General features: G+C 72.1%; 20 protein-coding genes. 10 read left to right on the forward strand and 10 right to left on the reverse strand.

Going from position 1 to position 24845, the window contains the following annotated elements; translation table 11 throughout:
• Nucleotides 1-202 precede the first annotated feature (202 nt).
• The 5 genes from ACGFZW_RS30925 to ACGFZW_RS30945 all read right to left on the reverse strand — a co-directional run bounded on the left by ACGFZW_RS30925 (nucleotide 203) and on the right by ACGFZW_RS30945 (nucleotide 5972).
• Nucleotides 203-1456, reverse strand: a complete 1254-nt coding sequence (locus ACGFZW_RS30925) for a styrene monooxygenase/indole monooxygenase family protein (protein WP_393896578.1) — start codon at nucleotides 1454-1456, stop codon at nucleotides 203-205.
• 122 nt (nucleotides 1457-1578) lie between these two features.
• Nucleotides 1579-2178 (reverse strand): ATP/GTP-binding protein, encoded by a 600-nt coding sequence (locus tag ACGFZW_RS30930; protein WP_393896679.1) that lies wholly within the window; start codon nucleotides 2176-2178, stop codon nucleotides 1579-1581.
• A 55-nt stretch (nucleotides 2179-2233) separates the two neighbouring features.
• Nucleotides 2234-2632 carry a DUF742 domain-containing protein gene (locus tag ACGFZW_RS30935; RefSeq protein ID WP_393896579.1) on the reverse strand — a complete coding sequence of 133 codons (399 nt, stop codon included), beginning with the start codon at nucleotides 2630-2632 and terminating at the stop codon, nucleotides 2234-2236.
• Nucleotides 2629-3123 (reverse strand): roadblock/LC7 domain-containing protein, encoded by a 495-nt coding sequence (locus ACGFZW_RS30940; RefSeq protein WP_393896580.1) that lies wholly within the window; start codon nucleotides 3121-3123, stop codon nucleotides 2629-2631. Before ACGFZW_RS30940 ends, ACGFZW_RS30935 begins: the two co-directional genes overlap by 4 nt.
• Nucleotides 3120-5972 (reverse strand): nitrate- and nitrite sensing domain-containing protein, encoded by a 2853-nt coding sequence (locus tag ACGFZW_RS30945; RefSeq protein WP_393896581.1) that lies wholly within the window; start codon nucleotides 5970-5972, stop codon nucleotides 3120-3122. The genes ACGFZW_RS30940 and ACGFZW_RS30945 overlap by 4 nt, the downstream gene beginning before the upstream one ends.
• 597 nt (nucleotides 5973-6569) lie before the next feature.
• Between ACGFZW_RS30945 and ACGFZW_RS30950 the strand changes: the two genes are divergently transcribed.
• A complete protein-coding gene (locus ACGFZW_RS30950; RefSeq protein ID WP_393896582.1) occupies nucleotides 6570-7415 on the forward strand; it encodes a hypothetical protein in 846 nt (281 codons plus the stop codon).
• Nucleotides 7416-7483: 68 nt separating this feature from the next.
• Here ACGFZW_RS30950 and ACGFZW_RS30955 read toward each other — a convergent pair whose 3' ends face one another.
• Nucleotides 7484-7981, reverse strand: a complete 498-nt coding sequence (locus ACGFZW_RS30955; protein WP_393896680.1) for a MarR family winged helix-turn-helix transcriptional regulator — start codon at nucleotides 7979-7981, stop codon at nucleotides 7484-7486.
• Between the two features lie 338 nt (nucleotides 7982-8319).
• Between ACGFZW_RS30955 and ACGFZW_RS30960 the strand changes: the two genes are divergently transcribed.
• Nucleotides 8320-9189 (forward strand): lysozyme, encoded by an 870-nt coding sequence (locus ACGFZW_RS30960; protein WP_393896583.1) that lies wholly within the window; start codon nucleotides 8320-8322, stop codon nucleotides 9187-9189.
• A 96-nt stretch (nucleotides 9190-9285) separates the two neighbouring features.
• On the opposite strand, the gene lon is transcribed toward ACGFZW_RS30960, so the two are convergent.
• Nucleotides 9286-11694, reverse strand: coding sequence for an endopeptidase La (lon, locus tag ACGFZW_RS30965; RefSeq protein WP_393896584.1), 2409 nt, complete (start codon nucleotides 11692-11694; stop codon nucleotides 9286-9288).
• Between the two features lie 243 nt (nucleotides 11695-11937).
• On the reverse strand, nucleotides 11938-12771 hold the full coding sequence (locus ACGFZW_RS30970; protein WP_393896585.1) for a pentapeptide repeat-containing protein: 834 nt from the start codon (nucleotides 12769-12771) through the stop codon (nucleotides 11938-11940).
• Between the two features lie 208 nt (nucleotides 12772-12979).
• Between ACGFZW_RS30970 and ACGFZW_RS30975 the strand changes: the two genes are divergently transcribed.
• Nucleotides 12980-13483 carry a YfbM family protein gene (locus ACGFZW_RS30975; RefSeq protein ID WP_393896586.1) on the forward strand — a complete coding sequence of 168 codons (504 nt, stop codon included), beginning with the start codon at nucleotides 12980-12982 and terminating at the stop codon, nucleotides 13481-13483.
• A 57-nt stretch (nucleotides 13484-13540) separates the two neighbouring features.
• On the opposite strand, the gene ACGFZW_RS30980 is transcribed toward ACGFZW_RS30975, so the two are convergent.
• On the reverse strand, nucleotides 13541-14236 hold the full coding sequence (locus tag ACGFZW_RS30980) for a rhomboid-like protein (RefSeq protein ID WP_393896587.1): 696 nt from the start codon (nucleotides 14234-14236) through the stop codon (nucleotides 13541-13543).
• Nucleotides 14237-14867: 631 nt separating this feature from the next.
• On the opposite strand from ACGFZW_RS30980, the gene ACGFZW_RS30985 reads away from it, so the two are divergent.
• The 7 genes from ACGFZW_RS30985 (at nucleotide 14868) to ACGFZW_RS31015 (ending at nucleotide 24258) form a co-directional block, all read left to right on the forward strand.
• Nucleotides 14868-15614: a spermidine synthase gene (locus ACGFZW_RS30985; protein WP_393896588.1), complete on the forward strand. Its 747-nt coding sequence runs from the start codon at nucleotides 14868-14870 to the stop codon at nucleotides 15612-15614.
• A gap of 74 nt (nucleotides 15615-15688) precedes the next feature.
• A complete protein-coding gene (locus tag ACGFZW_RS30990; protein WP_393896589.1) occupies nucleotides 15689-16429 on the forward strand; it encodes a response regulator transcription factor in 741 nt (246 codons plus the stop codon).
• Nucleotides 16426-17559: an ATP-binding protein gene (locus ACGFZW_RS30995; protein WP_393896590.1), complete on the forward strand. Its 1134-nt coding sequence runs from the start codon at nucleotides 16426-16428 to the stop codon at nucleotides 17557-17559. The genes ACGFZW_RS30990 and ACGFZW_RS30995 overlap by 4 nt, the downstream gene beginning before the upstream one ends.
• A 237-nt stretch (nucleotides 17560-17796) precedes the next feature.
• Entirely contained in the window at nucleotides 17797-21645 is a 3849-nt protein-coding gene (locus ACGFZW_RS31000) for a multifunctional oxoglutarate decarboxylase/oxoglutarate dehydrogenase thiamine pyrophosphate-binding subunit/dihydrolipoyllysine-residue succinyltransferase subunit (RefSeq protein ID WP_393896591.1), read from the forward strand.
• A gap of 245 nt (nucleotides 21646-21890) precedes the next feature.
• Entirely contained in the window at nucleotides 21891-22073 is a 183-nt protein-coding gene (locus ACGFZW_RS31005; RefSeq protein ID WP_033266669.1) for a DUF6104 family protein, read from the forward strand.
• Between the two features lie 167 nt (nucleotides 22074-22240).
• Complete coding sequence (locus ACGFZW_RS31010) at nucleotides 22241-23155, forward strand: DUF4097 domain-containing protein (RefSeq protein WP_393896592.1); 915 nt, start codon at nucleotides 22241-22243, stop codon at nucleotides 23153-23155.
• Nucleotides 23156-23157: 2 nt separating this feature from the next.
• On the forward strand, nucleotides 23158-24258 hold the full coding sequence (locus ACGFZW_RS31015; protein ID WP_393896593.1) for a helix-turn-helix transcriptional regulator: 1101 nt from the start codon (nucleotides 23158-23160) through the stop codon (nucleotides 24256-24258).
• A 155-nt stretch (nucleotides 24259-24413) separates the two neighbouring features.
• Here ACGFZW_RS31015 and ACGFZW_RS31020 read toward each other — a convergent pair whose 3' ends face one another.
• Nucleotides 24414-24680 (reverse strand): hypothetical protein, encoded by a 267-nt coding sequence (locus tag ACGFZW_RS31020; RefSeq protein ID WP_393896594.1) that lies wholly within the window; start codon nucleotides 24678-24680, stop codon nucleotides 24414-24416.
• Nucleotides 24681-24845: the final 165 nt, after the last annotated feature.

Below are 24845 nucleotides of genomic sequence, written 5' to 3' on the forward strand. Positions count from 1 at the left end.
CCCCGGCCCACCACACCCCCACCGCCCGCATCGCCAGCAGCCCCTCTCCCGCCGCCCGCCCCGCCCCCCCCCCCCCCCCGCCCCCCCCCCCCCCCACCCCCCCCCCGCCCCCCCCCCCCCCCCCCCCCCCCCCCCCCCCCCCGCGCGCCCCCCCCCCCCCCCCCCCCCCCCCCCCCCCCCCCGCCGCGAGGTGGGACGTCGCTCAGCTGGTGAGCGACGCGAGGTAGGCGTTCGCCTTGTCCGGGTCGTAGAAGAAGTTCTCGAAGTCGGACGGGTCGTTGAAGCCGTTCGCGAAGCGGTCGGCGGCCGGCTGCAGCTGACCGGCCGCGCCGATGACGTTGAGCACGTGCTCCGGCGGCGGCCCCAGCATCGCGTTGGTCCACTTCGTGACGTGCTGGGCGGTGTTCCAGTACCGGTCGAAGGCACCCTGCATCCACGCCTCGTCGAACGGCTGGTCGCCGCGCTCGACGATGGCGGAGAGGTAGGCCGCGGCGCACTTGGAGGCCGAGTTGGAGCCCTGTCCGGTGATCGGGTCGTTGGCCACGACGACGTCGGCGACACCGAGGACCAGGCCGCCGGAGGGCAGCCGGCCGATGGGGTTGCGCACGGTCGGGGCGTAGCGGCCGGCCAGGGTGCCGTTGGCGTCGGTCAGCTCGACCTTGGTGGAGCGTGCGTACTCCCACGGCACGAACTGTTCCATCAGCTCCAGCGTCTTGGCGAGGTGCTCGCCGGGGTCCTTGACGCCCTCGAAGGCGTCCAGCGGGCCGCCGGGGATGCCCTCCCAGAAGAGGATGTCGGCGCGGCCCGAGGTGGTCAGCGTCGGCATGACGAAGAGTTCGCCCACCCCGGGGACGAGGTTGCAGCGCACCGCGTCGAAATCGGGGTGCTCCGGGCGCGGGCCCATGCCGTGGACGTAGGCGACGGCGAGGGCGCGCTGCGGGGCGTCGTAGGGGGAACGGGCGGCGTCCCGGCCGAACATCGACACCAGCTCGCCCTTGCCGGCCGAGACCAGCGTCAGGTCGTAGCGGCTGGCGAAGAAGTCCAGGTCGGAGACTGCTGCGCCGTGGATGACGAGCTGGCCGCCGCGCTGCGCGAAGGTCTCCATCCAGCCGGCCATCTTCACGCGCTGGTCGACGGACTGGGCGTAGCCGTCGAGCTTGCCGACCCAGTCGATGGCGCGCTGGGAGCCTCCGGGCTCGGCGTGGCTGCCGGGCGCGGCGACCGAGACGCCAAGGCCCTCGATGCGTGGGGCCTGGCTCTCCCAGAAGTTGATCTGGAGGTCGCGCTCGTGCTGGAGGGCGGTGTCGAACATGCACTGCGTCGACATGACCCGGCCGGAGCGGATCTCGTCGGCGGTGCGGTTGGACATGAGGGTGACCTCGTAGCCCTGGGACTGGAGGCCGAGGGCGAGTTGGAGACCGGACTGGCCGGCTCCGACGATGAGTATCTTCCGCATGGCGGCGCTCTTTTCCGTTACTGCTGCTGTTCGGGGGGTGAGGGCGGGGGTGGCCCACGGGGCGGCGGAGCCCGGCCGGTCCGGGCAGGCGGTGGCCTGTCCGGACGGGTGGCCCGGTCCGGCTATTCCGGTGCGGTCTGCAAGGCGTGGCCGACGAGCGCCAGCAACGACTGGATCACGGTGACCCGCTGACGGGCGTCCATGATCACGACAGGTACGTGCGGGGGCACGGTCAGCGCGTCGCGGACGTCCTCCACGGCGTACGCGGCGGTCCCCTCGAAGTGGTTGACCGCGACGACGTACGGCAGCCCGCAGCTCTCGAAGTAGTCCAGCGCGGGGAAGCAGTCCTCCAGCCGCCGGGTGTCCGCCATCACGATCGCGCCGATCGCGCCGCGCACCAGGTCGTCCCACATGAACCAGAAGCGCTGCTGGCCGGGCGTGCCGAACAGGTAGAGCACCAGGTCCTGGTCGAGGGTGATCCGCCCGAAGTCCATCGCGACCGTGGTCGTGGTCTTCTCCGGGGTGGACGTCAGATCGTCCGTATCGGCACTGGCCTGCGTCATCACCGCTTCGGTCTGGAGCGGGGTGATCTCCGAGACCGAGCCGACGAAGGTGGTCTTGCCGACGCCGAAACCGCCCGCCACCACGATCTTGGTGGCGACCGGGGCCCGCGACGCGTCCGTCTGCCAGCTCTGCAGACCCTCGTCGGCGGCCACGGCCACCGCGTCGGCCTCGCCCGCACGACCGGCGGACGCGGTCGGCCCGGCCGCTATCGTGTCAGAGCCTGTGAAGTCCACTCAGCACCCTTTCGAGCAGCGCGCGGTCCGGTCGGCCGGTGCCGTGTCCGGTGCCGTAGACGCGTATCTTTCCCTGGTCGGCGAGGTCGCTGAGGAGGACGCGGACCACGCCCAGCGGCATCTTGAGCAGCGCGGAGATCTCCGCGACGGAGCGCATGCGGCGGCACAGTTCGACGATCGCGCGCATCTCCGGCATGACCCGGTCGCCCCAGCCGCCCGACGTCAGCTCGCGACGCTCCTCGGGGGCCTCGAGCGCGGCCACGAACGTCTCGACGAGCAACACGTGCCCGAATCGCGTCCGGCCGCCGGTGAGCGAATACGGCCGTACGCGCGCGGGTTTCCTGTCCCCGCCGCGTACGGGGAGTTTGGGACTACTCACTGGACGTTCTCCATCGACTTGCGCAGTTCGGTGCGGAGTTCGGGGGTGAGGACATGGCCGGCCCGCCCGACGAACAGCGCCATGTGGTAGGCGACGATGCTCATGTCGCAGTCCGGGGTGGCGTGCACACCGAGCAGTGAGCCGTCACTGATCGACATGACGAAGAGGCTGCCCTCGTCCATCGTGACCATCGTCTGCTTGACGCCGCCGCCGTCCATCAGCTTGGCGGCACCGAGCGTCAGACTGCCGAGCCCGGAGACGATGGTGGCGAGGTCGGCACTGGACCCCTTGGGCCCGTTGCTCTCACCGGGCTGCGCCGTCTCGTCCGCCCGGACGGGGTCGGAGGAGAGCAGCATCAGCCCGTCGGAGGAGACCACCGCCACCGAGCGGATGCCCGGCACCTCGTCGACCAGGTTGGTCAGGAGCCAGTGCAGGTTTCTCGCCTGGCTGCTCAATCCGCGTCCCTGCGCACTGGGCGCTTGCGCGTTCAATCGCGTGCCTCCTCGACAATGTCGCTCTCTCCCGGGGCCCCCGCTCCGTCGGTGTCCGTCTGTGGGATGGTCCGCTCCGGCGTGGCGTCCGAGATCTCGGCCTCGACCTCACGCCGGCCCTCGCGCGCGCCCTGCTGGAAGCCGCCGAGCCGGCGCCGGAGTGCTTCGGCGTTGACCCCGCCGCTCTTGCGCGGTCCGGCGGGCGACTGCTGCGACACGATCTTGGGCGTGCGCTTGGGCAGCCCGGTGACGGTCGTCCGGCGCGCCCCGGAGGGTGCGTCGTCCGGCGCGTCGTCCTGTGTGTGGTCCTGCGGCGGGTCCGTCGCGGCGGCCCCTGCGGCGTCCGTGGGCACGACGTCGGCGGCGGGACGGGTGTGCTCGTCCGCGCCGATGGCGTACGGGTCGGCGGATGCGACCGGTGCGGCGTGCCGACCGGAGCCGGGCGCCGCCGGGGTGACCGCGTCCGCGGCCGGGTCCGCGGCGTCGTCGGGCCGTGCGTGCTCGCCGCCGGCCGTGGCGTACGGGCCGGAGGACTGCGGGCCGTACGGGCTCTGGTCGGGCCCGGTGCCCGTGGTGGGGCCGGACGGCTGTGCGGGGGACGCCGGTTCTGCCGGTCCGCCCCTGCCGGCCGCGTCGATCGCGCGCTCCGCGGCGGCGACGAAGGGGTCGGAACCCTCTGCTCGGTCGGTCTCCGCGACGGGCTCGGTGGCCTTTGCGGTCGGCGCGGCCGTTTCCTCGGCGGACGCCGGAGCGGGCTGGGCCGTGGGCACGCTTCGCGGGGCCCGCTTCTGGAGGGCGTTGGAATTCGCCTCGGCGACCGAGCCGGGCAGGCTCGGCGTGTGCGGCGCGTCGTGGGTGGCCACCGACGGCAGACCGGAGGGGTCGGGGCGGGTGGGCAGTATCGAGCCGGGGAGCACCACGACGGCGGTCACGCCGCCCTGCCTGCTGTCGCGCAGCTGGACGCGGACGCCGTGCCGGGCGGCCAGCCGCACCACGACGTACAGCCCCAGGCCCAGCGCCTCGTCGATGGTCTCGGAGGACGAGGCGGCCTCGGCGTCCGAGAGCCGGTCGTTGAGCTCGGCCAGCCGGTCCCCGGTCATCCCTATGCCCTCGTCCTGGACGGAGAGCATGATCTCGCCGCTCTCCAGCAGCCAGCCGGACAGCTCGACATGCGCGTCCGGCGGCGAGAACGCGGTGGCGTTCTCCAGGAGTTCGGCGACGAGGTGGCTGAGGTCGTCCGCAGCGAACCCGGCGACCTGGGAGTGCGGCGGCAGCGACTGGATGCGCACCCGCTCGTACCGCTCGATCTCGCTGACCGAGGCGCGCAGCACGTCAAGCAGCGGCACCGGGCCGGTGTGACCGGTGCCGTGTTCGGCGCCGGCAAGCACCAGGAGGTTCTCGCTGTTGCGGCGCATCCGCGCGGCGAAGTGGTCCAGCTTGAACAGGGTTTCCAGCCGCTCCGGGTCCTGCTCGCTCTCCTCCAGCGCCTCGATGACGCCGAGCTGGCGCTCCACCAGGCCCAGGGTGCGCAGCGAGAGGTTGACGAACCGGCCGTGCACACCGGCGCGCAGTGCGGCGAGCCGCTCGGTGAGTTCGGCGACCTCCTGCTGGAACCCGGCCGCCTGGTCCTGGAGCACCTCGCGCTCGGCGACCATCCGCTGGCGGCCGCTGACCAGCCGCTTGCGCTCGCCCTCCAGCTCGGCCGTCCGGCGAGCGAGTTCGCCGACCTGGGCGTGCAGCGAGTTGACGGAGCGGACCGCGGCGGCGAACTCGTCGTCGCGGCCCGTGAAGGTGATGGGCTCCTCGGCGCCGGGATCGGCGGCCACACGCTGGGCACCGAGCCGCAGGGCGGCCAGCGGCCGGGTCATGGAGCGGGCTCCGGAGATGCCAGCGCCGACGGCAAGCAGCAGGCAGAGGCCCACCAGCCCGATGCGGATCTCCAGCGCCGTCACATCGTCGTCGCGCAGCGCGCCCAGCCTCTGGATCTCGGCGGTGGCCATGGCGGACTCGACGCCGCGCATCAGCCCCACCCGGGAGGTGAGGGTGGCGCGCACCCGCTCCCGGTCGAGGCGCAGATCGGTGCCGCTCAGCCGGGGCTGGTCGGTCAGGCGGGTCAGATAGCGCTCGGCGGTGGCGACGTCCGTGCCGTTCACGGTGCGGTCGTAGCGGTCCCGGGCGCCCTCGCTCGCCGACTGGGCGAAGTCCTCCAGCGCACCCTGTTCACGCAGGTGCGCGAGCTGTGCCGCGGCGGTCAGACGGGGCTGCGAGCCACCGGCGTTGAGTGCGGAAAGCAGTAGCGCGCGGGTGCCAGCGGCCTGGTCGACGGCGCGGCCGAGGGCGGGCAGCGCGCGGGTGTCGGCGTCCGCGGCGTCGGCGCGGGCCGGCAGTCCCCGGGCGATGTCGTCGCTGATGGCGCCGAGCGCCTGGACGGCGAGGGTGTACGCCTCGAAGGTCTGCTCGGCGGTGCCCGTCCCGCTCAACGCCTGACTGCGGGTCTCCGGAAGGGCGGTGAGGAGCTTGTCCGCGGTCCGGTACACCGCGGTCTCCCCGGCGGCGCCGTGGGCCTCGCTCCGCAGTTCGCGGATCTGCCGGTCGACGCGGGCGCGCTGCGGCCGTGCTGCTTCCGCACCGCCGCGGGCACCGCGCCCGGCGGCGACGAAAGCGGTCATGGTGTCGCGCTCGTCGGCCAGGGAGTGTGCGAGCGCGAGGGCGTGCGCGTCCAACTCTGCGAGGTCGACGAGCTGCTGACTTTGCTGCGCGTCGTCCGCGGCGGTGGCGATGGCGGGCGCGCCGGCTCCCAGGACGGCGACGGCCACGACGGCCACCGCCCCGACGAGTCGGTTGCGCACCCGCGCGGGACGCCGTTCCGTACGGTCCCCGTCACCCGTGGTGCCCGGACCCTTGGTCGGTCGGGAGACCGAACCGGCCGGTGATCCCGGCTTCCCTGCGCCGCCCCGAAGCCGCTTGTTCCGCACCGCTGCTCGCAATCCTGTCTCGCCTGCCCACGCCGTGTGGCGTCGCGGACCCGGCTCGCTCCGCTCGCGGGGCGGACCTGCGCGAAGACCGCAGCAGCGCACACTTCCGCGAAGGGGAACAGCCCGGCTCTGCGCGTCGCGACGGACGTCCTGGCCCCACCCCGTGATCCGGGAGCGACCATTCCACCGGCGCCGCGCAGTGGCTCGGCAACACATGCCCGGCCACCTGAAGGAGTGAACATCAATCAGAGTTTGGCCATCAACTTCCGTGCACCGATGACTTGGACCGCTACCCCGACCCGCCCCCGAACGGGTTTGGAGAACCGTCCCGGTCCTGGCAAGATGCGCGCCCGCAGCGCCCGGACCCCCTGGTCCGGACTTTCCGTACGCCGCTGACCTGGCCGTACCCCAACACCCCCGGACCGGCCCGATCGCCGGAGCGAAACGGCCGTCTCCGGCAGACTTGCCGGCATGCACAGCGCACTCGCCACTGCCCCGGGCGACCCCCAACACCCAAACGAGGACTACGCGTCCGTCGCCCTCCCGGCCTCCGGTCAGGGCGGAGCCCTGGTCCTTCTGGACGGCGTGACGCCACCGGAGGGGGACTACGGCTGCGTGCACCCGGTCTCGTGGTTCACCGCGCGCCTCGGGGGTGCAATGCTCGAACTGTCGGGTTCGCACCCGGATATGACGCTCCCTGAGGCACTGTCCGCGGCCATCTCCCGTACGGCGGCAATTCACCGGGACAGCTGTGACCTTTCTCACGTCCGTACGCCGCAGGCAACCGTGGTCGCCGTGCGCTGGTCGGAGGACACCGTCGAACACCTCGTACTGTCCGATTCCGCCCTCTTGTTGGAGCGGACGGACGGATCGGTGCAACCCGTACTGGACAGCCGGCTGGACGAACTGCCGCCGCGGGCCCGAGCGCAGCGCGACGCCGTGCGGGCGCTGCCCCGCGGCTCCGCCGAACGGGCTGCAGCGGGCCGGGAGTACGGCCGTGCCGTCGAGGCGCTGCGCAACGCCGAGGGGGGCTTCTTCACCGCTGCCGCCGATCCGTCCGTGGCCGCCCGCGCGGTCACCGGCACCACCCCGCGCGCCGAGGTCCGTTCCCTGACCGCGCTGAGCGACGGCGCGAGCCGCTGGGTCGAGGTCTTCCACCAGGGCTCGTGGGCCGACTGCGTGCAACTGGTGACACAACAGGGCCCGCAGGCCCTCATCGACAGGGTGCGGGCGGCGGAGGCGGCGGACCCGGAGGGCACCGCCCACCCGCGCGGCAAGGCCCGGGACGACGCGGCGGTGATCCATGTCGTGCCGTGACCGGCGAGACGACGCCGGGCGGTGACCCGGTTCGCGGGGCGAGGCGCCTGGGCGCGGAACCCGCGCCCTCAGGGGGCGTCGTCCCCCTCCTGCCCCTCCTGTCCCTCCTGCCCCTCCTGCCCGGCATTGAGCTGGTGGAGCAGGCGGGCCAGCTCGGCGACCTCCGTGCGGTCCCACGCGGCGAGGCGGCGTGCGTACTGGGCGCGGCGGGCCGTGCGGACGCGGGTGAAGCGTTCCCGCCCCTCGTCGGTGATCCGCACCAGGACCGCCCGGCCGTCGGCGGGGTCCGGCTCCCGGGCGACGAGCCCGAGTCCCTCCAGGGCGTGCAGCTGGCGGCTCATCGTGGCCTTGCCGACGCCGAAGAACCCGGCCAGGTCGGTGGCGCGCTGCGCGCCGGCGTCGGCGAGCCGGACGAGCAGACCGTAGGCGGCGGGCTCCAGATCGGGGTGGACCTCGCGCGCCAGTTCGCCGGACGAGGCCCGGGCGCGGCGGAGAAATACCGCCAACTCGCGTTCCAGGGCGAGGAATTCGTGGTCCACACCATTCGGCGCGCCGTCCGCCGTCATACCGTCGGCTCCGGTGTTGTGCACGTCAGCGCCCTTTCCCACTTCTCCTGCGATTTCTGCGTTTTCCGGTTCTTCCGGGTTTCCCGGCCGTGAAAGTTTCTTTCAGCCGCGGCCGTTACCGCAGCTCGGCCAGTATTTCGCAGGATTAGACCAACGGCAGCCCCGTAGCCCTCTTTTGTCCCGCCGATCTACGCGCGTATCGTCATTTCTGGCATGGCCACACCAAGCGTCAATGGTTCCACCGCACACCCCCACCCGTAGATTCCGTGCTCGCACGCCTGCGCCGTGCCGCTCGCTCGCCCCCCTCAGGTCCCTCACCGAGATCTTCGGAGGCACGTATGCCCGTGCTCAGATCCGGCTCCCCCCACCGCCGCTCGCGCTCCCTGGCGACCGCGGCCGGGATCCTTCTGGCGATCCTCTCCCTCCTCCTCGGCCTCCCCGGCACCGCAGGCGCCGCGGCCACGACGTACGCACCGGAACCCACCCACCCGGGCCAGGACTGGGCCGGTTCGCAGATCGCCGCGCACGAGGGCGGGTCATCGACCGCCCCGGACGGCACACCGCCGCCGTCCGCCGTCGCCGCGTCCGTCGAAGGCGTGGACGTCAGCGGCCACCAGGGCAACGTCGCCTGGTCGACGCTCTGGAACAGCGGCGTCCGCTTCGCCTACGTCAAGGCGACGGAGTCCACCAGCTACACCAACCCCTCCTTCGCGCAGCAGTACAACGGCTCCTACAACATCGGCATGATCCGCGGGGCCTACCACTTCGCCACTCCGAACACCTCCAGCGGCGCGGCCCAGGCCAACTACTTCGTCGACCACGGCGGCGGCTGGTCCCGGGACGGCAAGACCCTGCCCGGCGCGCTCGACATGGAGTACAACCCCTACGGGGCGACCTGCTACGGCCTGAGCGCGACCGGGCTGGTCAACTGGATGAAGGACTGGTTCGCCACCTACAAGGCGCGTACCGGACGGGACGCCGTCATCTACACCTCCACCAGCTGGTGGAAGCAGTGCACCGGCAACTACGCGGGATTCGGCAGCATCAACCCCCTGTGGGTCCCGCGCTACGGCTCCTCGGTGGGTGAACTCCCGGGCGGCTGGGGCTTCCACACCATCTGGCAGTACACCTCGACCGGGCCGACGGTCGGCGACCACAACCGCTTCAACGGCGCGATGGACCGGCTCCAGGCACTCGCCAACGGCTGAGCCGCGCCCCTCGCTCCACCGCCCGCGCCGCCGGGCACACGACAGGGCCCCTTCCGCACACCTGGTGCGGAAGGGGCCCTCGCCCGGTCACGCCCGTCACGCCGCGACCGGGACCTCCGGTGCGGCACCGGCCGAGGCCGGTGTCAGCGCCAGTTCGAGCACCTGGCGGACGTCGGCCACCGGGTGGACCTGGAGCGCGTCCAGGATCTCGGCGGGCACCTCGTCCAGGTCCGGCTCGTTGCGCTTGGGGATGATCACGGTGGTGATCCCGGCGCGGTGCGCGGCGAGCAGCTTCTGCTTGACGCCGCCGATCGGCAGGACCCGCCCGGTCAGCGAGATCTCACCCGTCATCGCGACGTCCGGCCGGACCTGTCGGCCCGACAGCAGCGAGGCCAGCGCGGTCGTCATCGTCACCCCCGCACTCGGGCCGTCCTTGGGGACGGCGCCTGCCGGGACGTGCAGGTGCACTCCGCGCTCCTTCAGATCAGCCACCGGAAGCTCCAGTTCCGCTCCGTGCGAGCGCAGGAACGACAGCGCGATGTGCGCCGACTCCTTCATCACGTCGCCCAGCTGACCGGTCAGCTGCAGCCCGGACGCGCCGGTCTCCGGGTCGGCCAGCGAGGCCTCGACGTACAGCACGTCGCCGCCGGCGCCGGTCACCGCGAGTCCGGTGACGACACCGGGCACCGCGGTCCGCCGCTCGGCCGGGTCCTGCGCGGACTCGGGGGTGTGGTGCGGGCGCCCGATCAGCGGACGCAGCTCCTGCGCGCCGACCGTGAAGGGCAGCTTCCGCTCACCCAGTTCGTGCTGGGCCGCGACCTTGCGCAGCAGCCGGGCCACCGACCGCTCCAGATTCCGTACGCCCGCCTCACGGGTGTACTCGCCCGCGAGCTTGCGCAGCGCGTCGTCCTCCAGGACGACCTCGCCGGGTTCCAGACCGGCCCGCTCCAGCTGACGGGGCAGCAGGTGCTCCCGCGCGATGACGACCTTCTCGTCCTCGGTGTACCCGTCGAGCCTGACCAGTTCCATCCGGTCGAGCAGCGGCTCGGGGATGGCTTCGAGGACGTTGGCCGTGGCCAGGAAGACCACGTCGCTGAGGTCCAGTTCGACCTCCAGGTAGTGATCGCGGAAGGTGTGGTTCTGTGCCGGGTCCAGGACCTCCAGGAGGGCGGCGGCCGGGTCGCCCCGGAAGTCCGAGCCCACCTTGTCGATCTCGTCGAGCAGCACCACCGGGTTCATCGACCCGGCCTCCTTGATGGCCCGCACGATCCGGCCGGGCAGCGCGCCGACGTAGGTGCGCCGGTGGCCGCGGATCTCCGCCTCGTCCCGGACGCCGCCGAGCGCGACCCGGACGAACTCGCGCCCCATGGCCCGTGCGACGGACTCGCCGAGCGAGGTCTTCCCGACGCCGGGCGGGCCCACCAGCGCCAGCACCGCGCCGCCGCGCCGGCCGCCGACGAGCCCCAGGCCGCGTTCGGCCCGGCGCTTGCGGACCGCGAGGTACTCGGTGATCCGCTCCTTGACGTCCTCCAGGCCCGCGTGGTCGGCGTCCAGGATCTCCTTGGCGCCCGCGATGTCGTACGCGTCCTCGGTCCGCTCGTTCCACGGCAGTTCCAGGACGGTGTCCAGCCAGGTGCGGATCCAGGAGCCCTCGGGGCTCTGGTCGCTGGACCGCTCCAGCTTGTCGACCTCCTTGAGGGCGGCCTTACGGACCTCCTCGGGCAGTTCGGCGGCCTCGACGCGGGCGCGGTAGTCGTCGCCCTCGTCCTCGGGGTCGCCGTTGAGCCCGGCGAGTTCCTTGCGGACCGCCTCCAGCTGACGGCGCAGCAGGAATTCCCGCTGCTGCTTGTCGACGCCCTCCTGGACGTCCTTGGCGATCGACTCGGCGACGTCCTGCTCGGCGAGGTGCTCGCGCAGGGCATCGGTGGCGAACTTCAGACGGGCCACCGGGTCGGCGGTCTCCAGCAGCCGGACCTTCTGCTCGGTGGTCAGGAAGGGCGAGTAGCCGGAGTTGTCCGCGAGCGTCGGCACGTCCTCGATCTGCTGGACGCGGTCGACGACCTGCCAGGCGCCACGCTTGCGCAGCCAGCTGGTGGCCAGCGCCTTGTATTCGGTGACGAGTTCCGTCACCGCGCCGGGCAGCGGGTCGGGCACCGTCTCCTCGACGGTGGTGCCCTCCACCCACAGGGCGGCCCCCGGGCCGGTCGTGCCCGACCCGATGCGCACCCGGCCGAGGCCCCTGATCAGGGCCCCGGGGTCGCCGTCGGAGAGCCGTCCGACCTGCTCGATCCGCCCGAGCGTGCCGATCCCGGCGTAGCTGCCGTCGAGCCGGGGCACAAGCAGCACCTGCGGCTTGTTACCCGACGGGGCGGCGGCCTGTGCGGCCTCCACGGCTGCCCGGACGTCGGTGTCGGACAGGTCGAGAGGCACCACCATGCCGGGCAGAACGACCTCGTCATCGAGGGGCAGCACGGGCAGGGTGAGCGATGTGGACGTCGAAGCCATGATCTCCCCTTCGGCAGGCAAGTTGAGCTGTACTCACTCAATGCCGCTGTACGGGGAGATGTTCCCCGGGGAGCGTTCGCTGTGAGCGATCAGGGAAGGCAGCCCTCGGCGGCGGATCGGCGGAGGTGACTCCGGTCCGCGGCTGTGGGCAGGTGATGCCGTACGAAGACGGGCGAATTCGGATCGTCGGCGTTGGTCACCGGCGGGCGGCGGCAGATGTGCCGTGCCCGGTGCGGCCGGTGACTACCAGTGAGCCGGGCGGCCGAGCTCCGGCGGCAGCGTGGTCCTGTCGTCCCCCTTGGCCGCGGTGAGCTGGGCCCGGGTGAGGAAGAGGCTGCCGGTGAGGTCGGCGCCGCTCAGGTCGGCGTCCCGCAGATCGGCACCGATCAGGTCGGCCAGCCGCAGGTCGGCGCCCGTGAGGTCGGCGGCGATGAGGTAGGCCCCGCGGAGGTTGGCGCCCCGCAGGTCGGCGCGCCGCAGCCGGGCGCCCATGAGATCCGCGCCCCGCCGCTCCTTCTTGCGGCCCGGCACCTCGGCCCGCACGAGCTCGCTGGTGCGCAGCAGCAGGGCGTTGACCTCGCCCCGGTGGGCCGCGACATCCAGGCCGGCCAATTCCTCCGGAGTGCCGTACGTGAGGGCTTCGGTCTCGTCGAGCGCGCGCCGCAACTCGCCCCGGATCGATCGGGCAGCCGGCCGGGCGAGGGCCTCGGCGAGGTACTGGAGGAGCTCGTGGAGCTGCCGCATGACGGGGAAGGCGTCGAACATGCGGCGGGCGGTGCGCGGGGCCTGCCGCCAGTCCTCGCCGCCGAAGGTGATCTGCGAGACCTTCTGTCCGGCGCCGAAGCAGTCGAAGACGGTGCAGCCGGTGAAGCCGCGCTCGCGCAGCTCGGCATGGATTCCGCAGCGGAAGTCGCTCTGCAGGTTGCCGCAGGGCCGCCCGGCGTCCTTGTCGACGGCGAAGTCCGCGGAAGCGGCGAACGGCAGGGCGACGCAGCACAGGCCGAAGCAACTTCCGCAGTCGGATACGAGGCCGAGGCGAGTGGCGTCAGGGTTCGGCTGGGTGGGGTCCTGGGACACGGGCGTGCACTCCTGCTACCGGTGAGCGCCGCGTACCGCCGCGCTCGCAAGAGCGCCATTCTCCCAGGGGCAGCCGGGTGCTCGGGCCGCACGACGGCAGCCGACCGGGCCGGGCCCACGGTGCGGCGGTGGCCGGTTCCCGGCGCGTGGCGGTCGCCATCCGGACCGGCGCGGCGGGTTGTCAGTGCCCGCGCCTAGCATCCGGACCATGAGCATGATCGGACAGTACGCACGTGTCACGGCGGCCGAACTCCAGCGCGCCGTCAGCGATCCCGAGTGGGCGCTGGAGATGGTGGGCGAGCGCATGGACGAGGAGGCGGACACCGAGCCGGAGCCGGCGAAGGCCCGCTGCCTGGACATCGGCACGGCGTGGGACGCCCTCGGTTACCTGCTCCGCCGCCGGGCCTTCCCCGTGGACATCGTGCACGGCGAGGAGCCGATGGCGGACGCCGAGGACTGGGGCTACGGACCGCCCCGCTATCTGACCCCGGAGCGGGTGCGCACGGCGGCCGAGGAAATGGCGCGGACCTCCGCACAGAGCCTGACCGCCGGGGTCGCACCGGACGAGCTCGCCGCGTCGCAGGTCTATCCGGCCGTCGTCTGGGAGCGCGGCGAGCCGCTGGACCACGTCGGCGAGCACTACGCCGAACTGCAGCCGTTCTTCCGGGCCGCGGCGGCCGAGGGCGACGGGATGCTGATCTGGTTGGGCTAGGGCGGACACGCCCCAGGGCACTTCGAACGCCACGACCTGGTGGCACCTCGGCGGCGCCTACTCCTGCGCCAGGAAGGTCCGGGTGCCCCGTAGCGCCGGGTGCCCCAGGTCGCCGAGGAGCGGCGGGGAGGCGTGCCGGTCGCGCCAGCGACGCAGCAGCGGCCGGCTCGCCACACCCAGGACGAGGGAGAGCAGGTGCCCCCAGTCGGTCAGCGGGTCGGCCTGGACGAGCAGGTCGCTGACGGCCACGTAGCCGACGCCGGCCAGCAGGGGCCACCTGCACCAGGCGGGCAACAGCCCCGCGAGGGCTCCGGTGCAGGTCATCACGCCGAAGCTGATGCCGTAGTCGAGGCGGTGCAGCGAGCTCTCCGGCAGTTGCCCGGCGGCGACCGAGAACCCGACGGGGAGTTCGGTGGCGAGGGTGGCCAGCACATGGCCGCCGAAGAACACCGCGGCGGCCCGCAGTCCACCGATCCGCCGCTCCAGTGCCGTCAGGACGAAGAGGAAGCCGATGGCGTGGGCCGAGGTGAGGCCGCCGGCGACCCACAGGGCGCTGGCGACGAGCACCAGCAGCGGGGTGCGGGCGAGATGGGCGACGTCCGTGCTGGAGCCGCGCAACAGCTCGGACACCAGGTGCGGATCGGCGTGCTCGGCGAAGAGTGAGGTCGCCACGAGGAGAGCGGCGTAGACGAAAGTGAACGGAGTGCCGGTCGGGGTCGGCAGCAGCCGCAGAGCGCGCCGCAGGCCGCCCATCCGTCGTGTCGCGGCCGCATCGGCGCCCGCGTCTGCCGCCGCCCGAACTGCCCCCGGAAGCGGGGCCGCCCCCGCGGTGATGTCCTTCGCGACGCCACGCCGTCCACCGCGTTGCCGGGGAACCCCGGCGAGTGCGCCCGGCCCCGTGGGGTCGCAACTCCCGGTGCCGGCAGGCGCGATGCCACCAGGCGCGCTCCCGGCAGGCGCACTCCCGGCAGGCATGCCCACGACCGCCCTGCTGTCGGCGGATCCGACCCCACTCACCGTCCCGTGCCCCTTCTGTCCCTCGCCCCGCGGCCCCACCCGCGGCCACCCGTCCCCGGCCGTCCGCCCCCCGACTGTCCGTCGCGGGCTGTCCGTCGCGGGCTGTCCGTCCACGGCGCATGCGCCGTGCCCCCACCTCGGTTCACGTCGCCCGCTTCCCGCCACGCCTCGCCCCCGCGCGCGGCTTCGGCAACGCTCCCGCCCCCCTTGGCTACGTCCGCGACCAGCCTGCACGCTCAACCCATGAGCCAGCTGTGAGCGTGAGATCCATCACGTCAGGCAACCTTCATGAGATCTCTCACCTCCGCGCAGGTCCGGGCGCCGGACGCGGTGGACCGACGGCCCGGCGGTTGGCCAAAATGGCGGCATGGCTCCCGTTTCTTTCCCGCCCTCGACGGCCGGCCTCCAGGAGGCCCCGCGCACCCTCGACCGCCGCGAAGGCCCGTACGGAGAGGTGGTGTTGCGGCAGCGCGGCGGCACCGCCGGGCCCGGCGCCACCGAGACCCCCGCGGTCTACGAGATCATCGCCAACGGCTGCTTCCTGATGGACACCTCGGACGGACGCTCCGAGCGACTGCTGATCGACGCCGCGCTGGCCGAGCTCCCCGCGGCACGGCAGCGGCCCTCCGTCCTGATCGGCGGCCTCGGCGTCGGCTTCTCACTGGCGCGCGCGTCGTCCGAGCCGCGCTGGGGCCGGATCGCGGTCGCGGAGCGTGAGCAGGCCGTCATCGACTGGCATCGCGAAGGCCCGCTGTCGGCCGTCTCGGCGGACGCGCTGACCGACCCGCGAACCGAGATCCTGCACACCGATCTGGTCGGATATATCCGCACGGAAGCGGGCCGTGACACCTTTGACGCGCTGTGCCTTGACATCGACAACGGGCCGGACTGGACCGTCACGGACGACAACAACAGCCTCTACTCCCCCACCGGCCTCGCCGCCTGCCGCGACCGGCTGGCCCCCGGCGGCGTCCTCGCCGTCTGGTCCGCACAGCCCTCCCCGGCGTTCGAACTGGCCCTGCGAAATGCCGGATTCGATGACGTACGGACGGAAGAGATCCCCGTTGTCCGAGGCGTCCCTGACGTGGTGCACCTCGCCCGCAAGGGCGCGTAGCCGACAGTCACACCATGCCCTTACGCTGCTGCCCAGCAATACGCGACCACGCAGGGGACATGCAGGGGCGGGCGATGGACCAGATTCAGACAACCCAGGGCGGCACCGCCGCGGCCACGCCGGGCGCCCAGCGCCGGGTGCTGGTCGTGGAGGACGACCCGACGATCGTCGACGCCATCGCGGCCCGGCTGCGCGCCGAGGGATTCCAGGTGCAGACGGCCACCGACGGCCCTGCCGCCGTCGACACCGCCGAGGCGTGGCAGCCCGATCTGCTGGTCCTCGACGTGATGCTGCCGGGCTTCGACGGCCTGGAGGTCTGCCGCCGCGTGCAGGCCCAGCGCCCGGTGCCGGTGATGATGCTCACTGCCCGGGACGACGAGACCGACATGCTGGTCGGCCTCGGGGTCGGCGCCGACGACTACATGACCAAACCGTTCTCGATGCGTGAGCTGGCCGCCCGGGTGCACGTCCTGCTGCGCCGGGTCGAGCGCGCCACCCTGGCCGCGCACACCCCGCGCAGCGGCATCCTGCGGCTGGGCGAGCTGGAGATCGACCACGCGCAGCGCCGGGTGCGGGTGCGCGCGGACGACGTCCACCTCACCCCCACCGAGTTCGACCTGCTGGTCTGCCTGGCGAACACGCCACGGGCGGTGCTCTCCCGCGAGCAGCTGCTGGCCGAGGTCTGGGACTGGGCCGACGCCTCCGGGACGCGCACGGTCGACAGCCACATCAAGGCCCTGCGCCGCAAGATCGGCGCCGAGCGGATCCGCACGGTCCACGGCGTCGGCTACGCCCTGGAGACCCCGCCCGCATGAGGCGGGGGTGGCGCGCGCCCGCTCACGGCCTGTGGGAGCGGATCTGGGAGGGCCTGCGGCCGCTCGACCCCTACCGCTCGGTCAAGGCCGCACTGGGCGCACTGGTCAGCGTTTCGGTGATCATCACCACACTGCTCGTGTTCGTCGCCACCCACTCGGCGACCGAGCTACGGGTGATCACCATCTTCTCGATCATCGCGTCGCTGCTGATCACCCAGTTCGTCGCGAACAGCCTGACCGCTCCGCTCGGCGAGATGACCGACGTGACCCGGTCGATGGCCGGAGGCGACTACACCCGCCGGGTGCGCTCCGAGCGCCGCGACGAGTTCGGCGACCTCGCCACCGCCTTCAACCGGATGGCGGCGGACCTGGAAGCGGTGGACACCCACCGCAAGGAGCTGGTCGCCAACGTCTCGCACGAGCTGCGTACGCCCATCGCGGCGCTGCGCGCGGTGCTGGAGAACGTCGTGGACGGCGTCTCGGACCCCGACCCGGAGACGATGCGGACGGCGCTGAAGCAGACCGAGCGGCTCGGCCGGCTCGTCGAGCACCTCCTGGACCTCTCCCGGCTGGACAACGGCGTGGTCCCGTTGCACGCCAGGCGCTTCGAGGTGTGGCCGTATCTGTCGGGGGTGCTCAAGGAGGCCAACATGAGCCGCGGCGCCACCACGCTCTCCGGGCTGGCCGGCATGGCCGGCTCCGGCACCCACACCCGTACGGACGTCCATCTGCATCTCGACGTCTCGCCGCCCGAGCTGACCGCGCACGCCGACGCCGAACGGCTGCACCAGGTCGTCGCCAACCTCATCGACAACGCCATCAAGCACAGCCCCCGGCACGGCCGGGTCACCGTCCACGCCAGGCGCGGCGAAGGGCCGGAGAGCCTGGTGCTCGAGGTGCAGGACGAGGGGCCCGGGATCCCCGAGTCGGAGCGCTACCGGGTCTTCGAGCGGTTCAACCGCGGCGGGCCGGGCCCGTCCGGTCCCAAGACCGACGGCGGTACGGGGCTCGGCCTGGCCATCGCCCGGTGGGCGGTGGATCTGCACGGCGGACGCATCGGCGTGGCCGAATCCCCACGTGGATGCCGCATTCGCGTCACCCTTCCGGGCAAGGAGTCAGCTCGAAGTTGACGGCCTGTGCCGTAGGGTCGGTGGTGGGAGCACTGATCAAGGGGTGCCTCGGCGATGAGTTCTACCCTCACGCGGGCAAACTCCGTGTGTTTCCCGCCAAGTCATGCCCTGAAACCCAGCGGTGAATGTGACGTGCGCGACGACTGACCCTCCCGGACTGCACCAGGGGTGCAGGGAGGCGTAGCCTTTATTCCCGCTGTCCACCACCTTAGGAAGCGGAAGAGGGCGGTTGCCGCCGTGTCGCTACAGTCCCCCAACAGCTCGAGCATCTCGACCGACCAAGAGGGGCAGGGAAAGAACCCTGCCGCTGCGTTCGGTCCCAATGAGTGGCTCGTCGACGAGATCTACCAGCAGTACCTCCAGGACCCGAACTCGGTAGACCGAGCCTGGTGGGACTTCTTCGCCGACTACAAGCCGGGCGGTGCCACGGCGCCGAGCCAGCCTGCGGAGGGCTCCCCCACGGGAGCGGCTGACGCCGCGCAGCCCGCTGCTCCGGCCGCCCCGGCCACATCTCCTGCCACACCTGCCGCCGCGAGTGCTCCCGCAGGCTCCCCGGCCCAGGAGACCGCGGCTCCCGCCGCGGCCCCGCAGAAGCCCGCGCCGGCCCCGGCGAAGCCCGCAGCGAGCGCTCCGGCGCCCGCGAAGCAGGCCGCCCCGGCCAAGTCCGCGGCACCGGCCAAGGCGAAGGCCAAGGCCGATGACGCCGCGGAGGCGCCGGCCGGACCGGAGCTGGTCACCCTGCGTGGCCCCTCGGCCGCGGTGGCGAAGAACATGAACGCCTCGCTGGACCTGCCGACGGCCACGTCCGTCCGCGCGGTGCCGGTGAAGCTCCTGTTCGACAACCGCATCGTGATCAACAACCACCTCAAGCGCGCCCGCGGTGGGAAGGTCTCCTTCACCCACCTCATCGGGTACGCGATGGTGCAGGCCCTCAAGGCCATGCCGTCGATGAACTACTCCTTCGCGGAGAAGGACGGCAAGCCGACGCTGGTCAAGCCCCAGCACGTCAACCTCGGTCTGGCCATCGACCTGGTGAAGCCCAACGGCGACCGCCAGCTCGTCGTCGCCGCCATCAAGAAGGCCGAGACGCTGACCTTCTTCGAGTTCTGGCAGGCCTACGAGGACATCGTCCGCCGGGCCCGCGACAACAAGCTGACGATGGAGGACTTCACCGGAGTCACCGCGTCGCTGACGAACCCGGGCGGCATCGGCACCGTCCACTCCGTGCCCCGCCTAATGCCCGGTCAGGGCCTCATCCTCGGCGTCGGCGCGATGGACTACCCGGCCGAGTTCCAGGGCACGTCCCAGGACACGCTGAACAAGCTCGGCGTCGCCAAGGTCATGACGCTGACCAGCACGTACGACCACCGCGTGATCCAGGGCGCCGCCTCCGGCGAGTTCCTGCGCATCATGAGCCAGCTGCTGCTCGGCGAGAACGACTTCTTCGACGACATCTTCAAGTCGCTGCGGATTCCGTACGAGCCGGTCCGCTGGCTGCGGGACATCGACGTCTCCCACGACGACGACGTCACCAAGGCCGCCCGGGTCTTCGACCTGATCCACTCCTACCGGGTCCGCGGCCACGTCATGGCCGACACCGACCCGCTGGAGTACCACCAGCGCAAGCACCCCGACCTCGACATCATCGAGCACGGCCTCACCCTGTGGGACCTGGAGCGCGAGTTCGCGGTCGGCGGCTTCTCGGGCAAGTCCATGATGAAGCTGCGCGACATCCTGGGCGTGCTGCGCGACTCGTACTGCCGCACCACCGGCATCGAGTTCATGCACATCCAGGACCCCAAGCAGCGCAAGTGGATCCAGGACCGCGTCGAGCGCAGCCACAAGTCGCCCGAGCGCGAGGAGCAGCTGCGCATCCTGCGGCGGCTGAACTCCGCCGAGGCGTTCGAGACCTTCCTGCAGACGAAGTACGTCGGCCAGAAGCGCTTCTCGCTGGAGGGCGGCGAGTCCGTCATCCCGCTGCTGGACGCGGTCATCGACTCCGCGGCCGAGTCGCGGCTCGACGAGGTCGTCATCGGCATGGCCCACCGCGGCCGGCTGAACGTCCTCGCCAACATCGTCGGCAAGTCCTACGCGCAGATCTTCCGGGAGTTCGAGGGCAACCTCGACCCGAAGTCGATGCACGGCTCCGGCGACGTGAAGTACCACCTGGGCGCCGAGGGCACCTTCACCGGTCTGGACGGCGAGCAGATCAAGGTCTCGCTGGCCGCCAACCCCTCGCACCTGGAGGCCGTCGACCCGATCGTCGAGGGCATCGCGCGCGCCAAGCAGGACATCATCAACAAGGGCGGCACGGACTTCACCGTCCTGCCCGTCCAGCTGCACGGTGACGCGGCCTTCGCCGGCCAGGGCGTGGTGGCCGAGACGCTCAACATGTCGCAGCTGCGCGGTTACCGCACCGGCGGCACGGTCCACATCGTCATCAACAACCAGGTCGGCTTCACCGCCGCGCCGGAGTCGGCCCGCTCCTCCATGTACGCCACCGACGTGGCCCGCATGATCGAGGCGCCGATCTTCCACGTGAACGGTGACGACCCGGAGGCCGTGGTGCGTGTCGCGCGCCTCGCCTTCGAGTTCCGCCAGGCGTTCAACAAGGACGTCGTCATCGACCTGATCTGCTACCGCCGTCGCGGCCACAACGAGTCCGACAACCCGGCCTTCACGCAGCCGCTGATGTACGACCTGATCGACAAGAAGCGCTCGGTGCGCAAGCTCTACACCGAGTCCCTCATCGGTCGCGGCGACATCACGCTGGAAGAGGCCGAGCAGGCGCTGCAGGACTTCCAGGGACAGCTGGAGAAGGTCTTCACCGAGGTCCGCGACGCGACCACGACGCCGGCCTCCCCCGAGGTGCCGCAGCCGCAGGCCGAGTTCCCGGTCTTCGTCGACACCGCGATCTCCCAGGAGGTCGTCAAGCGGATCGCCGAGTCGCAGGTCAACATCCCCGACCGGGTCACCGTCCACCCGCGTCTGCTGCCGCAGCTGCAGCGCAGGGCGGCCCAGGTCGAGGACAACACCATCGACTGGGGCATGGGCGAGACCCTCGCCATCGGCTCGCTGCTGATGGAGGGCACCCCGGTCCGGCTCGCCGGCCAGGACTCCCGCCGCGGCACCTTCGGCCAGCGCCACGCGGTGCTGATCGACCGGGAGACCGGCGAGGACTACACCCCGCTGCTCTACCTCTCCGAGGACCAGGCCCGCTTCAACGTCTACGACTCGCTGCTGAGCGAGTACGCGGCGATGGGCTTCGAGTACGGCTACTCGCTGGCCCGCCCGGAGTCGCTGGTCATGTGGGAGGCGCAGTTCGGTGACTTCGTCAACGGCGCCCAGACGATCGTGGACGAGTTCATCTCCTCCGCCGAGCAGAAGTGGGGCCAGACCTCCGGCGTCACCCTCCTGCTGCCGCACGGCTACGAGGGCCAGGGCCCGGACCACTCCTCGGCCCGGATCGAGCGCTTCCTCCAGCTCTGCGCGCAGAACAACATGACGGTCGCCATGCCGACCCTGCCGTCGAACTACTTCCACCTGCTGCGCTGGCAGGTCCACAACCCGCACCACAAGCCGCTGGTCGTCTTCACCCCGAAGTCGATGCTGCGTCTGAAGGCCGCGGCGTCGAAGACGGAAGAGTTCACGACGGGCGGCTTCCGCCCCGTCATCGGCGACTCCACGGTCAAGGCCGAGGACGTCCGCAAGGTCGTCTTCTGCTCCGGCAAGGTCTACTACGACATCGAGGCGGAGCGCGAGAAGCGCGGTGCGAACGACACCGCGATCATCCGCATCGAGCGGCTGTACCCGCTGCCCGGCAAGGAGCTGCAGGCGGAGATCGCCAAGTTCCCGAACGCCGAGAAGTACCTGTGGGCTCAGGAAGAGCCGGCGAACCAGGGTGCCTGGCCGTTCCTCGGTCTCAACCTGATCGACCACCTCGACCTGGCCGTCGGCGCGGACATCCCGCACGGCGAGCGCCTGCGCCGCATCTCGCGGCCGCACGGCTCCTCGCCGGCCGTCGGCTCCGCCAAGCGCCATCAGGCGGAGCAGGCCCAGCTGGTCGCGGAGGTCTTCGACGCGTAGGCGTCGAGGCCACCGGTAGCACCGAGCGCACCGAAGGGCCCGCTCCCCGCTTCTGCGAGGGACGGGCCCTTCGGGCTGTCCGGCAGTTCCGGGCCGCCCGGGCGCACGGCCGAAGGCCCCGTGCCCTGCCCCCGCACAGGACTGCTGACGGGCCATCACGCCGGCCCTCGGGTGCTGTGGCGCGAGCGGTCCGTGAGCCTGCCTATCCTTGCCGGGAACGACCCATGACCCCTGGTGGAGAGCGCGTGTATTTCACTGACCGAGGTATCGAGGAACTGGAGAACCGGCGCGGCGAGGAGGAGGTCACCCTCGGGTGGGTGGCCGACCAGCTGCGGACGTTCGTCGACCTCAACCCGGACTTCGAGGTCCCGGTGGAGCGGCTGGCCACCTGGCTGGCCAGGCTCGACGACGATGACGAGGACGAGTAGGGAGCGCCCGGGAGCGACCACGAGCGGGCGCGCCGTCCCGCGCCGTCGCAGCCGCGGCGCCCCGTTCCTGTCTTGACTTCCCCGATCCGCGATATATCGTGTTCTCGAAGACACGATATGTTGCGTTGCCTGCCTGCCCGGGTGGCGCCGATCCAGGGAGGCCGGAGATGTCAGCCCGGACCGAGTGGTCGATCTCCGCACCACGCACGCTGGAGATCGAAGAGCCCGTCAGGACGCTGAACGTCCGCCTCGTCGGCGGCACCGTCAACGTCGTCGGCACCTCCGACGGCGACCCGCCCCGCCTGGAGATCAGCGAGGTCAAGGGCCCGCCGCTGACCGTCGAGTATCTCGACGGCACCCTTTCCCTCGCCTACCAGGACCTCCCCTGGAAGGGCCTGCTGGCGTTCCGTGAACGCAAGAGGTGGCACCGCAGCGCGGTGGTCTCGGTGACCGTGCCGGCCACCACCCGCGTCGAGGTGGGCGTCGTCGGCGCGCACGCGGTGATCTCCGGCATCTCCGGGCGTACGGACCTGCGCGGCGTGAGCGGCGACAGCACGCTGGTCGGGCTGACCGGCGCGGTCCGTGCCGACACCGTCTCGGGCAGGGTCGAGGCGCAGGCCGTCACCGGCGACCTGCGGTTCCACTCCGTCTCGGGGGACCTGACGGTCATCGACGGAGCCGGCGGTGCGGTGCACGCCGACTCGGTCAGCGGCGACATGGTGCTCGACCTGGACCACACCGCCAGGAGCGCGGACGTCCGCCTGACGACGGTCTCCGGGGAGGTCGCCATCCGGCTCCCCGACCCGGCCGACGCCAGGGTCGACGCCAACACCACCAGCGGCGCGGTCGCCAACGTTTTCGACGACCTGCGTGTCAGCGGCCAGTGGGGCGCCAAGAGGATCACCGGCGCGCTCGGCGCGGGCACCGGCACGCTCAAGGTCACCACCGTCTCCGGCGGGCTGACGCTGCTGCGTCGGCCGGCCTTCGAGGACGTCAGGGGCGCCGCGGACGGCGGCGCCCCGGACTCCGGCCCCCGGGGCGCCGCCCCCACCGACACCCCCGCAGAGAAGAAGGTGCTCTGAGCATGCCCCCCGTCTTCGCCCACGGCCGCCTCCGTCTCTACCTCCTCAAGCTGCTGGACGAGGCCCCGCGTCACGGCTACGAGGTCATCCGCCTCTTGGAGGAGCGCTTCCAGGGGCTCTACGCCCCCTCCGCCGGCACGGTCTATCCGCGACTGGCCAAACTGGAGGCAGAGGGGCTGGTCACGCACGCCACCGAGGGCGGCCGCAAGGTCTACTCCCTCACGGAGGCGGGTCGGCGCGAACTCTCCGACCGCAGCGGCGAGTTGGCGGACCTCGAACTGGAGATCCGGGAGTCGGTCGCCGCGCTCGCCTCCGACATCCGGGCGGACGTCAGCGGCTCCGCGAGCGAGCTGCGCCGGGAGATCCGGGAGGCCGCGCAGCAGGCCCGCGCGGAGGCCGGCGGTCCGGGCCGGGCCGGTGGCGCGCGAGGGCGGGGGCCGGACGCGGACCTCTTCGACGGTTCGCTCGGCGACAAGGAGTCCTGGCGGCAGGCCAAGGAGGAGTTCCGGCGCGCGAAGGACGAGTGGAAGGAACAGGCGCGGCGGGCGAAGGAGGAGAGCCGGCGGGCCCGGCAGGACGCCCAGCGGGCCCGCAAGCAGGCCAAGGACGCGCAGACGTTCGCCCGCGAGGAGGTCCAGCGGGTCATCCAGCGCGTACAGGAGCAGACCCAGGGGCACATGCGGTCCGGCGACTGGTCGGGGGCGGTGCGCGAGGCGCTGTCCGAGGTCTCCCGTGAGGTCGGCCGCTTCACGGCGGGTACGGCTTCGTCCCGTGGCGCCGAGCAGGCAGCCGCCGCCCAGGACGGCGAGGACCGGACACCGGCCGCGCCTTCCGGTCCGGCCGAGGAGACGGCGCGGGCAGCGGCTCCACCGACCCCCGAGTGGGCGGGCGAGCCGGCGAGCGGCGACCCGGCCCGCGACTTCGACCGGCTGTTGGACCGCTTCCGCGACGACCTTCGGGACGCGGCACGCGACCACGGCGTCACGGCGGAGCAGCTCAAGGAGTCCCGGCGACGCCTGTCGACCACCGCCGCGCACATCGGCGCCCTGCTGCGCGACCCGGAACGGCACGCGTCCCTGACCGACCCGGACGACACCCCGTAGGACACGGCGGGGCCGGGGGCTGACACGGGGGCAGAACGCCGAGGCGCCCGCAGCGCGGCGATCGGGACCTCGGGATCAACCCGGCGATGCTCCAGGGCGATCAGTCAACCGGCAGAAACCACAGCGGTGGCAGGACCCCTCACCCCGAGGCCGGATCAACCACCCAACCGTCCGGCCCGCATCGCCGCCCCCGTCGCCGTCGCCGTCTTCGACCATCCGGTCAAGGGGCCGCCGATCACGAAGCCCACGCCGAGGCCGCGGGGCCCGGCCAGGAGGTCGCGGGCCGTCGAGACCGTCGCACCTGGGAACTCGGCACCCTCCACCCAGGGCCGGTCCCTGCGCGGAGACCTCAACTCCCCTGAAAACACGCCGCGTTCGACCACGGGGACACCGGCGGATTCCGCGAGGCGCTGCCCGCGCACACACCGGCCCCTCCAGCTGTCGAGGCGGTGCCGGCACACGCACCGACAGCCATCACCGGAGCGAATTTACGTGCCCGCGGCCCGCCGGCCTCCCCCTGTCACGAAGCGGCCGCTGGAGGCGGAACCCCCCAACCCGGTTTCCCTTACCCAGAGTTACCCATCGCG

Origin of the sequence: Streptomyces sp. NPDC048248 (assembly GCF_043201875.1) — a bacterium.
GTDB lineage: Bacteria > Actinomycetota > Actinomycetes > Streptomycetales > Streptomycetaceae > Streptomyces.

What these genes read in the sequence shown, in the direction of transcription:
- ACGFZW_RS30990 (WP_393896589.1), top strand. Translation starts at nt 15,689, where the DNA reads ATGGACCAGATTCAGACAACCCAGGGCGGCACCGCCGCGGCCACGCCG.
- lon (WP_393896584.1), bottom strand. Translation starts at nt 11,694, where the DNA reads ATGGCTTCGACGTCCACATCGCTCACCCTGCCCGTGCTGCCCCTCGAT.
- ACGFZW_RS30980 (WP_393896587.1), bottom strand. Translation starts at nt 14,236, where the DNA reads ATGGGCGGCCTGCGGCGCGCTCTGCGGCTGCTGCCGACCCCGACCGGC.
- ACGFZW_RS30975 (WP_393896586.1), top strand. Translation starts at nt 12,980, where the DNA reads ATGAGCATGATCGGACAGTACGCACGTGTCACGGCGGCCGAACTCCAG.
- ACGFZW_RS30960 (WP_393896583.1), top strand. Translation starts at nt 8,320, where the DNA reads ATGCCCGTGCTCAGATCCGGCTCCCCCCACCGCCGCTCGCGCTCCCTG.
- ACGFZW_RS30995 (WP_393896590.1), top strand. Translation starts at nt 16,426, where the DNA reads ATGAGGCGGGGGTGGCGCGCGCCCGCTCACGGCCTGTGGGAGCGGATC.
- ACGFZW_RS30950 (WP_393896582.1), top strand. Translation starts at nt 6,570, where the DNA reads ATGCACAGCGCACTCGCCACTGCCCCGGGCGACCCCCAACACCCAAAC.
- ACGFZW_RS30925 (WP_393896578.1), bottom strand. Translation starts at nt 1,456, where the DNA reads ATGCGGAAGATACTCATCGTCGGAGCCGGCCAGTCCGGTCTCCAACTC.
- ACGFZW_RS30955 (WP_393896680.1), bottom strand. Translation starts at nt 7,981, where the DNA reads ATGACGGCGGACGGCGCGCCGAATGGTGTGGACCACGAATTCCTCGCC.
- ACGFZW_RS31010 (WP_393896592.1), top strand. Translation starts at nt 22,241, where the DNA reads ATGTCAGCCCGGACCGAGTGGTCGATCTCCGCACCACGCACGCTGGAG.
- ACGFZW_RS30985 (WP_393896588.1), top strand. Translation starts at nt 14,868, where the DNA reads ATGGCTCCCGTTTCTTTCCCGCCCTCGACGGCCGGCCTCCAGGAGGCC.
- ACGFZW_RS31015 (WP_393896593.1), top strand. Translation starts at nt 23,158, where the DNA reads ATGCCCCCCGTCTTCGCCCACGGCCGCCTCCGTCTCTACCTCCTCAAG.